Source organism: Syntrophobacter fumaroxidans MPOB (assembly GCF_000014965.1).
GTDB classification, from domain to species: Bacteria; Desulfobacterota; Syntrophobacteria; order Syntrophobacterales; family Syntrophobacteraceae; genus Syntrophobacter; species Syntrophobacter fumaroxidans.
In genome coordinates, this window is record NC_008554.1 from 4,022,223 (window position 1) to 4,034,461 (window position 12,239).

General features: G+C 59.2%; 9 protein-coding genes. 4 read left to right on the forward strand and 5 right to left on the reverse strand.

The window, feature by feature from the left end; translation table 11 throughout:
- Positions 1-32 precede the first annotated feature (32 nt).
- On the reverse strand, positions 33-668 hold the full coding sequence (locus SFUM_RS16975) for an MlaC/ttg2D family ABC transporter substrate-binding protein (protein ID WP_011700082.1): 636 nt from the start codon (positions 666-668) through the stop codon (positions 33-35).
- A gap of 479 nt (positions 669-1,147) precedes the next feature.
- Here SFUM_RS16975 and fabD point away from each other — a divergent pair, with 479 nt between their 5' ends.
- Positions 1,148-2,068, forward strand: a complete 921-nt coding sequence (fabD, locus tag SFUM_RS16980; protein WP_011700083.1) for an ACP S-malonyltransferase — start codon at positions 1,148-1,150, stop codon at positions 2,066-2,068.
- 140 nt (positions 2,069-2,208) lie between these two features.
- Here the strand turns inward: fabD and SFUM_RS16985 are convergent, their stop codons facing one another.
- The 3 genes from SFUM_RS16985 to SFUM_RS16995 all read right to left on the reverse strand — a co-directional run bounded on the left by SFUM_RS16985 (position 2,209) and on the right by SFUM_RS16995 (position 5,460).
- Positions 2,209-2,733, reverse strand: coding sequence for a 4Fe-4S dicluster domain-containing protein (locus SFUM_RS16985; RefSeq protein WP_011700084.1), 525 nt, complete (start codon positions 2,731-2,733; stop codon positions 2,209-2,211).
- A gap of 223 nt (positions 2,734-2,956) precedes the next feature.
- Complete coding sequence (locus SFUM_RS16990; RefSeq protein WP_011700085.1) at positions 2,957-5,044, reverse strand: molybdopterin-dependent oxidoreductase; 2,088 nt, start codon at positions 5,042-5,044, stop codon at positions 2,957-2,959.
- A gap of 50 nt (positions 5,045-5,094) precedes the next feature.
- Entirely contained in the window at positions 5,095-5,460 is a 366-nt protein-coding gene (locus SFUM_RS16995) for a response regulator (RefSeq protein WP_041440812.1), read from the reverse strand.
- Between the two features lie 785 nt (positions 5,461-6,245).
- Between SFUM_RS16995 and SFUM_RS17000 the strand changes: the two genes are divergently transcribed.
- Both SFUM_RS17000 and SFUM_RS17005 read left to right on the forward strand, forming a co-directional pair.
- Positions 6,246-7,565, forward strand: coding sequence for a sulfite exporter TauE/SafE family protein (locus tag SFUM_RS17000; protein WP_011700087.1), 1,320 nt, complete (start codon positions 6,246-6,248; stop codon positions 7,563-7,565).
- A 202-nt stretch (positions 7,566-7,767) separates the two neighbouring features.
- Entirely contained in the window at positions 7,768-8,157 is a 390-nt protein-coding gene (locus tag SFUM_RS17005; protein ID WP_011700088.1) for a sulfite exporter TauE/SafE family protein, read from the forward strand.
- Between the two features lie 270 nt (positions 8,158-8,427).
- Here SFUM_RS17005 and SFUM_RS22030 read toward each other — a convergent pair whose 3' ends face one another.
- Positions 8,428-10,095: an acyl-CoA dehydrogenase family protein gene (locus SFUM_RS22030; RefSeq protein ID WP_011700089.1), complete on the reverse strand. Its 1,668-nt coding sequence runs from the start codon at positions 10,093-10,095 to the stop codon at positions 8,428-8,430.
- Between the two features lie 538 nt (positions 10,096-10,633).
- On the opposite strand from SFUM_RS22030, the gene SFUM_RS22035 reads away from it, so the two are divergent.
- The gene (locus SFUM_RS22035) at positions 10,634-12,142 is read left to right on the forward strand and encodes an HD domain-containing phosphohydrolase (protein WP_011700090.1); all 1,509 of its coding nucleotides are present in this window, start codon (positions 10,634-10,636) and stop codon (positions 12,140-12,142) included.
- Positions 12,143-12,239 lie beyond the last annotated feature (97 nt).

Consider the following 12,239-nt stretch of genomic DNA (forward strand, 5'->3'; position numbering starts at 1 on the left):
TCCCATCCGCTTGCTCGGGCTCATCCGCGCGCTCAGGATCGGCCCATCTCGTTAACCTTCTGACGCATTCGCCTCAAGAGACCGTCGAACGATTCATTGCCAAGGATGGAAGCGAATTGGCTGCGGTAGTTGTCGACAAGGCTGATCCCCTCGACGATGACATCGTAGACCTGCCATTCCCCGTTCTCGAAGCGCAGACGGTAGTCGACCTTGACGTCGGTGTTCTTGTACCCCTGGATGCGGGTCTTGACGACGGCATAGTCTCCGTCGATACTCTCCTTGTCGTAGGCAAACTTCTCGTTCGAGCCGGTATAGCTTTCAACCTTGTCGATGTATGTATTGAAAAGCATGTCCTTGAAAAGGCGGACGAACTCCGCCTGCTTTTCGGCCGGCTGGTCGCGCCACAACCGTCCCAGGGAGCGCCTGGCCATTTCGTGGAAGTTGAAGTACCTGTCCACGATGACCATGATTTCCGCTCTGCGCTGGCGAACGGAAGGCGCCTGTCCGGACCGGGAACTCCTCAGTATCTGCAAGGCCTGTTCGGTTCCGGCCTTGATGACCGAAATCGGAGGGTTGGCGGCGGCGGCGGCCCGTATCGGGATCGTGAGAGAAAACAACCACAGCAGCAAACCTGTCCAGAGAATCCCTTTGATCGCTTTAAGCAGCATTATGTCTTCTCCTGTGCTTTCTACTTCCGGGGCATAGGCGGGAGTATCCGGCCCTTCGAACAATTTTCCATACTATCAGTAAGTGAGGATCGGCAGAAAGTTCTTTTTGTTGGACGCGAAGAAATTTAATGAACCCGTGCAAATGCGTCAGTTTCTCCGGCCGGACCCGGTTCGACGGGGACCGCGCATCGCCCGATGCCGGCCTTCCTTATTCCGCTCTCCCATGCCTGAATCGGCGAGTCTTTCGTTTACCGTCAAAAAATAATTATGCTATAAGGCTTGTCTGTGATTTGGACGACGGCTTGTGGACGCAGCCGACATCATGTGCTTCTCCCGCGTAAACGGTCATGTGAAGTGGAAGCCGGCCCTGTTGATGGTGTGCGCGGTCGTTGTCCGATAATCGACCGTTCCCGGTGGAGCGACCGTTTTGAAGCAGGTGCGGTGAAACGCGGGGCCGGCGATCTGAAAGGAGCGCGTTCATGAAGGATTGGGTTTTTCTCTTCCCCGGCCAGGGTTCCCAGTATGTGGGCATGGGGCGGGAGTTCTACGAAAATTACAGCGAGGTCCGGGAGTTGTTCTCACAGGCGGGCGAGATCCTCGAGATGGACATCGCGAAGCTGTGTTTTGAAGGACCGGAGGAAATCCTGGTGCTGACGGACAACGTTCAGCCCGCCGTTACCGTTGTGAACCTGGCCTGTTTTACCGTGCTGCAGCTTCATGAAATCTATCCGATGGCCGCGGCCGGTCACAGCCTCGGAGAGTACAGCGCCCTCTTTGTCGCCGGAGTGCTCGATCTCAAGGATGTCTTGAATCTCGTCAGACGGCGCGGCATTTTCATGCAGGAAGCCGCGGATGAGGAGCCGGGGTCGATGGCGGCCATCATGGACCTCGATCAGGGCAAGCTCAAAGAGATCTGCGATACCTGCGGAGTCGAGGTGGCCAACGTCAATTGCGCCGAACAGACCATCATCACCGGGCACGTGGACCCCGTGGAGCGGGCGATTTCCCTGAGCACGGAAGCCGGCGCGAAGATGTGCGTGAAACTGAACGTGAGCGGTCCATGGCACAGCCGCTGCATGACGTCGGCCCGTAACAGGTTTGAACCTCATGTGCGCCGGTGCACGTTCCACGACCCTCAGATCCCGGTCATCAACAACGTGGATGCCGCTCCGCTCCAAAGCGCCCAGGAGGCTCCCGGGAAACTGATCGACCAGATCTGCAGCCCGGTGCTCTGGCAACAGTCGATGGAAAGCCTCATCGCCGCGGGGCATGACCACTTCGTCGAGGTGGGTCCCAAGAAAGTACTGCGGGGCCTGATGCGCCGCATCAACCGCAACGTCAAGGCGCTCAACGTCGAGGACTCGGCAAGCCTGGCCGCTTTTCTGCAAGCCAACCGGTAAGACAAGCCGCGGGTCACGACCCGACGAGGCGTTTATTCCGTTTACAACGCACTCATGCCCGACGGGCGGTGTGGAAACAGGCGTGAACGAACACCGGAACGCCTCCGTTCCCACGGGGTGTGCTCGGGTTGCGTGTTGATTCAGCGTTGTTTCGGACTCGGCGGCGGTTCGAACGCCATCTGCCGCGCGAGGCGCTCGCGACGCGCGTTGTTCGGTTCGGTCACCTTTCCAAAACGCAGGCAATGAGTCACGCACTTGGTGACGCAGGCCGGCTTCAGCCCACGGTCCACCCGGTCCATGCAGTAGTCGCACTTGACCACTTTTTTCGTCGCGGGGTTCCACTGGGGAGCTCCCCAGGGGCAGGCGGAGATGCACCTTTTGCATCCCACGCACAGGGAGGGTTCCACGTAGACGATACCGTCGAACGGCCTCTTGCGCATGGCGCCGGTGGGACAGACAGGCACGCACCACGGGACTTCGCAATGAAAACAGGGCATGAAAACGAATGCCGTCCTGGGCAGGTTGCCGACCATCCTGGGCCCCACCTCAACGATCTGGGTGAGCCGCGGCCCAACGGGAAGACCGTGGCTGACCTTGCAGTGCACTTCACAGCTCATGCACCCGATGCATTTGTCCTGGTCCTGGTGCAGGTAATACTGACTCATTGCTCATCCTTTCATGCGCCGGCCGGCATGTAATGTTGCAGCCTGGTGTCGCGCGGAACGAAGCGGGGCATTACGCGGACCGTTGCAGTCCAGGATTGCTCGCGATCATTCCGGGTGACAACCGGTTATCGACGGCCCGGCCCGAGCGCTCGCCGCCCGGGGAAAACAAATCTCCGAGCCGGTCCGTGTCCGATACCTCCGCTCGACCCGGCGTCCGCTTTTTTCAATCGAGCCGCTTCACCCGCACCTGCGTCTCGTCAAGTGCCGGGCTCCCGCCCGCAAAATCGGAAACGTTTTCCTGGAGCAGCGCGTCGCTGGCTCCTTTCATGCAAGCGCGAGTCTGGACCGGCACGGTGTTGCCGAATCCATGGAGCATGAAGACCGCCTCGGGGTGAATGAACTCCGTGACCTTCGCCCTGATGGTGGCCGCGCCTCGGGAAGATGAGACCTCGACCGGGCAGCCGTCCGTGATGCCGAGTCGCGCCGCGGCGGAGGAATTGATCCAGAGCTCGTTTTCGGAGACAAGCTCGTTGAGATAGGGATTGTTCTGAGTCGAGCCGTGGGTGTGAACGGCGCAACGGCCCACGAGCAGCCTGAAGGACCCTTCGGAAAGCGGCTCGACCCTGGCGTATGCGGGAAACGAGGGGAAACCGGCATTCTCCAGCAGGGAACTGACAAACTCGATCTTGCCCGAGGGCGTCTTGAACGGCAGTCCGTTTGCTCTATCCCAGAAAATCGGTTTCTCGGTCAAGGAGATGAACCCCCTCGCCTGAAGCTCCTCCACCGTCAGACCGGTACCCTGGAGCTGAAAGTTCCAGATGTCCTCGATGGTTTCGAAGGGAAGATACTTACCTGCGCCGAGCCGGTCGGCCAGTTGTTTCACGATGAGCCATCCGGGTTTTGTGTCGTGTCGGGGCGTCACCGCCTGTTGGCGGATGCAGAGCTGGGGTTTGAGCCCGGACACCGCCTGGATGGAATCCCCGCGTTCGAGGTACATGGATTCCGGGAGCACCACATCGGCGCACCAGGCGAATTCATTCATGTTGATGTCGATGGAGACCAGCAGATCGAGTTTGTCGAGAGCCTCGCGGGTTGCGGAGGCGTCGGGGATGGACTGAAGCGGTTCGAAGCGATTGGCGATCAGCGCCTTGATGGGGTAGGGCTGTTCGCTGAGGATGGCCTGAGCCAGGGCTTGAGGATTACCGTGCGCCGGATCGGCGATGGGGAACCGGGTGCTGCCGGACCCGTCGAATCGCGGGCCCGCAATCTTGGGGAATTCCTGGGCGGCGTACTTGCCCAGCTCTCCATACCCCGCCGTCTTCATTCCTTTCTTGAAAAACAGTCCACCCGGGGTTTCGATGCTGCCCATCAGGGCATTGAGCATGATGATCGAACGCCGGAGGTAGACTTCGTTCGTGTGGTGAGCGCCCCGGTACCCGTAGTGAAACGCGACGGCGGGCTTGTCTTCCGCCAACTCTCTTGCCAGGGCCGTGATTTCGGCAGCCGGAATCCCCGTTTCCTCTTCCGCCCGGGCAGGCGTGAAAGGCTCCACGAAAGCCCGTAGTTCCTCCAGACCGAGCACCCATCGCCGGACAAATTCGGCGTCGAAGAGACCTTCCTCGAGAATAACGTGCATGAGGGCGTAATTCAGCGCCAGGTCCGTGCCGGGCCGAATCATCCAGTACCGTGTCGCTTTCGAGGCGGTGACGGTCACTCGGGGGTCGATGTAAGTGAGTTTTGCGCCTTTTCCCATGGCGCTCAGGAGATTGTTGATCGCCTTGATCTCCAGGGCCTCGAACAGATTCCGTCCGTACATGACGATGTGCTTCGTGTTGGCGTAGTCCACCCCAACCTGTGTGTCGTCGTACCCCGTGAGGCTGCGAAATGCGGTGTTCACCGAGCCTTTGCACAGGGCGTCGTGAGTGAAGTGGTTGGGTGATCCGATACCCTTCATGAATGCCTTGCTGATGTGCGTGTTGAGGTTGGTGCGCTCTCCCCAGAGTATGCTGTGCGCTCCGTGGCGCTCGATGATGCCGCGCAGGCGGTCGGCCACGAAATCCAGCGCTTCGTCCCAGGAGGCCCTGCGCCATTGTCCGGAGCCTCGCGGACCGGTGCGGATCATGGGGTGCCGGAGTCGTTCATGGTCCTGCAACAGGGCGACACCCGCGGACCCCTTCGCGCACAGCGCGCCTTCGATTCCGGGAACGTGGGGATTTCCCTCGATCCAGAGGACTTCATCGTTCTCGACGGTCACCTTGATGGGGCATCGTATCGTACACATGAAACACAACGAATATACGTCCCTGGTCATGCATTTTCCTTTCGTGCCTGTCTTCGCGGTGAGATTATCGCCAGACCCGGTTATTTTATCAATCCCAATGCAAGGCGGACACGCGCTTCAAGCTCATCGAGTTCCACCGGCTTCACCAGGAGGTCCAGTGTGCCGGAATGAAAGGCTTCTCCGGCAGTCGCCATGGACGGATAACCCGTGATCAGAATGGCTTTAAGCTTCGGCCGGATGCGCAAAAACCGGTCCACGACGTCGATCCCGTAAGAGCCGCGCAGTCCTACATCCAGGAGCGCCAGATCGGGTTCCACCCGGGTGACCCATTTCAGCGCTTCCTCGCTGTCCGTGAACGCTTTCACCTCATGGCCGAAGGAGGAAATGATCCGGGCCATCAACTGACAGGCATCCCGCTCATCATCCAACACCAGCACCAACGCCATCACCACTCCTTGGAATCCGGCTCGGAGCCCGCCGAAAGATCTCATGCCGCGCTTCGTCCCGTCACCTCCCGTGGGGAAGCGGTTCAAAACGCCGTGATACCTTGAGCAAATATCGTACCAGGCGGCTCCCGCCGAGGGCCGAGCCAGGCGATCGAGCGCCTCCCCCCGCTCTCACCCCGATTCCGGGACGGGGCGAGTTGCCCGGGGTCGGGCGGGAGGGCGTTTCCGGGGCCTCTCAACCGGTGGGAGATGACTTTTACGCTTCATTGTGACCCCCCGGCGATGACGGTTTACGTGAAAGAGTTTTCGGCTTTGACCCAGTCTCATAATTGATTGTAAGCCCGCATCCCACGGTGGTGAGGGAAAGACGCAACCGTTGTCCGGCGGGCGCAGGGGCTCGAAGTGCAAGTTTTGTATTGCGGTGCAACAAAAGTGTTGCAGGAAAGGGCGTTCGGCCTTTCCCCGTGCGTTTCCCGCCTCAAGAGCAGTGAAATTGCTGCACCCTGCGTCCAATCTGGCCATCGCCTGTTGAGGGCCCGGGTCTGCCTCCGGATGACGTCCATCCATGCGCGAGCGGCTTCCCGGGCTCACGGACGGCCGACGGGGTTTCCAGCGGAGTCAGCCACCGAGGGAACATAAAGGGGGACTTCGTGTTTGGCGCGGTATTTGCTCCAAGGCGGATGGGACTGACCGATGACGAGCGCTCATGGAGAGCGCGTGTTCCCGGATTTTTGCCCGGGCCCTGGGCCTGGTGCCGATGGTCAAGCGATGCAAGGAGGAAATCGATGAAGAGATACTGGATTTCGGTGTTGGTTGCGGTGAGTGCGACCCTGTTCATGTTCTACCAGAATAACGGGATCGCCCAGCAGGCACAGGTGAATCTTTCCCAGGCCGCGCCCGGGGCAAGACCCGAGGTCGCCCCGGGGGGGGCTCCGGCCGGTGGATTGCCGGAAGCCAAGCCGGAGGCGGGGACCGCCAAGGCGGTCGAACCGGTCACTATTCAAACGGACATGACCGCATTGAACAACGGCGGCGTCCTGTCGGTTACGGGAAGCGCCCCGGCGGGGAAACCCGTTTACCTGGAAGTTTGGGCCGAGGACGCGGTCCGGGCCTCGAGATTCGATGCGTCGGTGGACAAGGACACCGGAAAGAGGCCGTACATCCTTTACATGACCGAGGCAATGCCGGCGTACTATCGTATTTACACGCCCGGGGAGCTCAAGGGCACACTGGAGAATATCAAGAAGCTGAAGGGTGACTGGAGTGCTTCCCAGGCGATAAAGGACCTCGGAGCGGAAGCGGCGTATTCGGTACCCGCGAGGATCAAAATCGACCGGTACCAGGCGACCCTGCTGGGAAGTGTCGTGGGGTCGCGCGGGGACTTGCTGCCCGCCATGGAGGAGAAGGAAAACCGAAGGCGCTCCATGCAACTGGTCAAAGCCCGCTTCAGAGACCCGGCCAAGGTGTTCATGCCCAACGTGGAAGTGAAGCCTGACGGAACCTTCTCCGCCAAGGTCAACATCGATGGGGGTTCCGCGCCCGGCAAGTATTTCATCAGGGCCGTTGCGGACAAAGACGTTAAGAGCCGGACCATCACCGTCGAGAACAATATTTCTTTTCCCAACATCTATTTCAGCAATGCCGGGACAAGCATCAATTTCTTCGGACCGTTCCTCCTCACCCTCGCGATTGCCATATTCGGGGTGCTGATGGGCGCGGGAGGAGGATTCATACTGAATCCTCTGCTGGTTTCCCTGTGGCCGCTTCCCCACACGGTGGTCGCGGGCACGGTCATGCCCACGGTGGCCTTTTCCCAGGCCAGCGGGATCGTCAACTACTCGAAAATCAAGTTCATCAACTGGAAGCTCGGCACCACCATCGGACTGTCCATGGTATTGGGGGCCTTTATCGGCCCCAAGCTCACGGAATTGGTCTCGCTGAGCCAGTATAAGTTCATTTTCGGATGGATCCTGATCGTGTTGGCCGGCCTCATGTTCTGGCAGACGATGCCCGCCTATCTGGCAAAGAACAAGAAGGAACAGGCCATCCTGAAAGAATTCAAGAAAAAGGCCGAAGAGAAAACGCTCCGCCCGGCGGTCGCATAGCGGCCGATCCGAAAGCGCGAGGCATGATCCTTTCTGTCATTCGCCCGAAAGACCATGAGCCGCAGCCTGCAGCGAAACGTGCGAGCCGCCGCCGGCGCGGCACAGGCGGGAACAGAGTCGAAATGCCGGCATCCGGACTTCGCCCGGATGAGGTTAAACGGGTCGTTGGGCATGCTCACAGGCAAGAAAGCGAGGGAAAGTCATGGTAGTTGAATTTTGGGGACAAGAGTTCAATGTCAATGTCATCCTGGGGTGTATCGGCGGTTTCGTGATCGCGGTGCTCTCATCGATGTTCGGATTTGGAGGCGGTCCCTTCATGGTGCCGCTCATGACCGTCGGGTTGAGGCTCCCGATGTTTGTCGTCGTGGGCAGTTCCCTGCTGGCGATTTTCTTCAACACGGTGGTCGGCAGTGCCCGCCACTTTCAATTCGGCAATTTCGATTTGATATTCTTCCTGGTGATGTTCCCGGCGGCAATCCTCGGCGGGTACATCGCACCGCAGATCGCCAAGCGGGTAAGCCCCCTGGTGGTGAAAAGAGTCGCGGTCGCGGGATTGCTCCTGCTCGCATTGAATCTGCTCGGCGTCTATTGATTCCCGAAAGACGCCCGATGGTCACGAAAATTCCCGCCCCCCCCGGAGCCCTCTTTAGCTCGGGGGCGGGAATAGGTCCTATAAGACCTATAGGACCTGTCAAGAATCTCTGGAGCTTCTCAGGCAAAGAAGGAAATAGGTCCTATAAGACCTATAGGACCTATCAAGAGCCCTCGCCGGAGCCGGGCAAAACGAAACGCTTCCGGTGCCCAATGCGACCGGATTCGTTTCGGGCGTTCGGAACGGCGGCTGAAGGAATCCCGCAGGGGATCACCCGCGTTCGTCTTTCCACCCGCGAAACAGATCCCGGCAGATGAGCCCGTCCAGAATTTCCTTTCTCGAATCGAAGAGCCGCCGGCTTGCTTTCCTCGCCAGTGCGGCCTCCTCGGTGAAGTGGGCCAGTACGCGGAGGTCTTCCTCGCCGTACGGTCCCGATCCGCTGCGGGCGCTCATGCCGGCGAGCAAAGCGACCAAACCGAACAGATAAAGGCTCAACGTGGAGATCCTGCGCAGCAGATATTCCTTCTCCGGCAGTCTGTCCCGATAGAGAAGGTACAACGCGGGAATCATCCTGGAGATTGTCCTTGCGTTGGCTCCGGCCAGCCGCCACGCACGTCTCATGATCCTGTTGTCGAATCCGAGCTCCCAATCGATCCTGGCCGCCAGTGCCTTCAGGCAGAAGGTGAGTGCCGCGGTCCGTCTCCCGCCGCGCAGGGCATCCTTTGCCGTTTTCCGTATCAGGAAGAGAGCCGGATAGATGGAATGAATCTCGGTCGTACCTTCAAACACCGTGGCCACGCGAAAATCCCTCATTCGTTTCTCGTAAGGCTGGGTCGAGAGATAGCCCGAGCCGCCCGCGACCTGGAGCGCGTCGTAAAGGGTGTCCCAGGCACGGGTGGTTCCGAAAAGCTTGCAGTGGGAAGTCTCGATGGCAACGTTGAGGCGGGGGGCCGCATTCAGAAAGTGGGCGGCGAAGTCGTTCATGGCCTTGCTCACCGCGGCGTTCACCCGCGCCCTGACCAGTTTTTCCTGGATCAAGGGGAAATCCCTGATCGGGACTTGGAACTGAACCCGCGTGGAGGACCTTTTCATCATGTCCCGAAGGGACCTTTCCATCATTCCCACGGAGGCGGCACCCAGGCCGAGCCGGCCGTAGTTGAGAACCGTCATGGCAATTTTGAATCCCTCACCGGGTTTTCCCAGGAGGTTTTCCACGGGAACGCGGACGTTCGTGAACCGGACGGGTGCAGTGGAACTTGCCTTTAGGCCCATCTTGGGCATGTCTTTCCCGACTTTGACTCCCTCCCATCCCGTTTCGACGATGAAAACCCCCAGGAAGCCGGGGCGCCGGGGATCCATCCGGGCGAATACGGTGAGGCCTCCCGCGTAGTTGGCGTTGGTGATGTATGTTTTCTGCCCGTTCAGGATGTAATGGCTTCCGTCCGGCGACAGCTCCGCCAGGGTCTCGATATGCTGCGCGTCGGAGCCGATCCGGGGCTCCGTGAGGGCATAGGAGAAGATCATCTCGCCTGTCGCCGCCGGAACGAGGTACTTGCGCTTCTGCGCGTCGTTTCCGAACAACTGGACGCCTTTCACACCGATTGAGCAGTGAGCGATGGAGGCGATGGCAACGGAGACATCCATTTTCACCATCGCTTCGACAAGGCGCATGTATTCCCAGACATTGAAGCCCAGGCCTCCGTACTCCTCCGGAATCGTGACCCCGAAAAGACCGATCTCACCCATTCTCCTCAGCATTCTTTCGGGTATTGCGCCCGCGGCCTCGAGTGCCCCCGCGGGATATTCGTCAAGGATGGCGGCATATGCCTTTCGGAGGCGATCCACCTTGGCCTCGTCCTGGACAACCCTGAATGATTGAAAGACATCCGGGTCGATCGATCCGTGGAATATCCGTTCAAGAAAAGCGTCTGGAGGCATAGCTTCCCTTCCGGCGGCAAGCATGGCGCCGATGGAACGGCCGAAGTCGGCGCGGCCGCCCGCACGCTGTCTTAAGGCGAGGGTGTCATGACCGGCGCGCTGCCGTCATGCGGCTCTCGTCGAACTCGAATTCCCAAAGCCGTGGTGAAAGCGCCGGGCTGTGGAATGGATCTCAGGAACGGTTTCTCCGGTGTCGAGAAGGCGCAAAAATCCCGTCTCTCCCGGGACCCTTGCCCGAATGCCGGAAAACCTCGGCTTTCCGTGCGGAGCTAGGGCAAAATTAAAAATAGATGTGGAACATGGAGAATTCAAGTTAATCAGGCTCTTTTTCGATAAAGGAGTAAGGGATCAAGTCCAATCATAAGCACGGGGGACGAGGAGCGCCTTGTCCCGCCCGGCAGCGCGCGTACCAGCAATGGCCCGAAGAGGGCGGCATTCATCGAAGGGTTGGGATTGATTGGGGTCGACGGATCGATCGTCGCGTGGAGGGGGCAATCTGAACATCTGAAATTCGTTGAACCGGTAAGCTCGGCGGGACATGAGAATAGTCATAATCGAAGATGATCCCCATCTTGGGAAACTGCTGGACGAATGTCTCCATCACCTCGGCCACGAAAAAGTCCAGCTTTGCGTCTCGGGGCGTGAAGCACGTTTGGCCATGGAACAGGAGACGTTCGATTGTGCGTTTATTGACTTGAAACTGCCGGACATAAACGGTCTGGAGCTCCTCGAGGAATTCAAACGGCGTGATCCGCGACTGCCGGTCGTGATGATGAGCGGTTTTCCAACGATGCATGCCACGATTGAAGCCATGCAGAAGGGCGCATCGGACTTTCTGACGAAACCGTTCACGATGCAAAACGTGGTATTGGCCCTCGAGCGAATCACCAAGGAACGCACCCTGCTGATGGAAAACCTTGGCCTCCTGATGGAATGCGAAGCCAGGAAGGAACTGCAACTGGTCAACCTCGAGCTGGAGGAAAAGATTCGAGAGCAGTTCAAGCTGTTCGAAATATCCACGGAAATCGATGAAGCCCGTTCCAGCGAGGACCTGTATCCCTGCATCGTGAGGCTGGCATCGGGTTTGGGCAGCATTGTGAAGGCGGGGTTCTTCGTGTTGCCCAGAGGGCAGAGGAGTATCGTTCGCATGGCCGAGCACGGCCCCGGCGTGAACGGATCGAGCCCTTCGATTTTCTCGATTCCGGATGATTCGCTCAGGAAGGTGTTTCTCGATGATGCCGGCCACTTCTTTCTCCCGCGCCACAAGGTGGAGGCGTACTCTCCGCTGCCGGGCGACTTTGCCGTGGAGGGGAGCGCGTTGAGCTGCTGGCCGGTCCGCATCAGGGGTGAGCTGTTCGGCTTCCTCGCGGCCTGTCACAACGGGGGAAACAGCAGCCTGCCGCCGACGGATATGAAACTGCTCGATTTCCTGGTGAAAAAATCCGCGCTCGCCATCGAAAATATGGCACTCTATGAGAGTCTTATCGCCAATTTTTATGGTATTCTGAGATCGCTCGTCAATGCGCTCGAAGCCAAGGACCCCTATACCGGGAAGCACTCCGAGCGGGTGACCCGATACGCCATCTCCATCGGGAGGAAAATGGGCTTGTCCGGCACACAGGTGGAGTCGCTCAATACGATCTGCCATTTGCACGATATCGGCAAGATCGGCATCCGGGACAACATCCTGAACAAGACCGGAGCCTTGACGGTTGAGGAATACGAGTTGATCAAGCAACATCCGGTCATAGGGGAGACCATTGTGGCCGAGCTCGGACTGAGTGCCGAGGAAAGAGCCATCATCAGGTATCATCACGAACGCTGGAACGGTGAGGGCTACCCCGATGGTCTCTCCCGGGATGAGATCCCGCTGCTGGCGCGTATTGTGGCCGTTGCGGATGCGTTCGACGCCATGACCACGAAACGGGCGTACCGGGAAGGCATGTCCCGGTCCGAAGCTGTCCTGGAGCTGCAAAGGCACAGCGGCACGCAATTCGATCCGGCGGTGATCGATGCCTTTTTGGAAACCATCCGGACCAAGGCCTGAGGTCCTGTCGGGAAGTTGACGTCAGGCACCGGTTCCTGACCGGCCCTTCCCCGCGGGCCGGTCGGCCGGGTGCGAGGCAGACCATTCCTCCAATTAC

What these genes read in the sequence shown, in the direction of transcription:
- fabD (WP_011700083.1), top strand. Translation starts at nt 1,148, where the DNA reads ATGAAGGATTGGGTTTTTCTCTTCCCCGGCCAGGGTTCCCAGTATGTG.
- SFUM_RS16995 (WP_041440812.1), bottom strand. Translation starts at nt 5,460, where the DNA reads ATGGCGTTGGTGCTGGTGTTGGATGATGAGCGGGATGCCTGTCAGTTG.
- SFUM_RS16985 (WP_011700084.1), bottom strand. Translation starts at nt 2,733, where the DNA reads ATGAGTCAGTATTACCTGCACCAGGACCAGGACAAATGCATCGGGTGC.
- SFUM_RS22030 (WP_011700089.1), bottom strand. Translation starts at nt 10,095, where the DNA reads ATGCCTCCAGACGCTTTTCTTGAACGGATATTCCACGGATCGATCGAC.
- SFUM_RS17005 (WP_011700088.1), top strand. Translation starts at nt 7,768, where the DNA reads ATGGTAGTTGAATTTTGGGGACAAGAGTTCAATGTCAATGTCATCCTG.
- SFUM_RS16975 (WP_011700082.1), bottom strand. Translation starts at nt 668, where the DNA reads ATGCTGCTTAAAGCGATCAAAGGGATTCTCTGGACAGGTTTGCTGCTG.
- SFUM_RS22035 (WP_011700090.1), top strand. Translation starts at nt 10,634, where the DNA reads ATGAGAATAGTCATAATCGAAGATGATCCCCATCTTGGGAAACTGCTG.
- SFUM_RS16990 (WP_011700085.1), bottom strand. Translation starts at nt 5,044, where the DNA reads ATGACCAGGGACGTATATTCGTTGTGTTTCATGTGTACGATACGATGC.
- SFUM_RS17000 (WP_011700087.1), top strand. Translation starts at nt 6,246, where the DNA reads ATGAAGAGATACTGGATTTCGGTGTTGGTTGCGGTGAGTGCGACCCTG.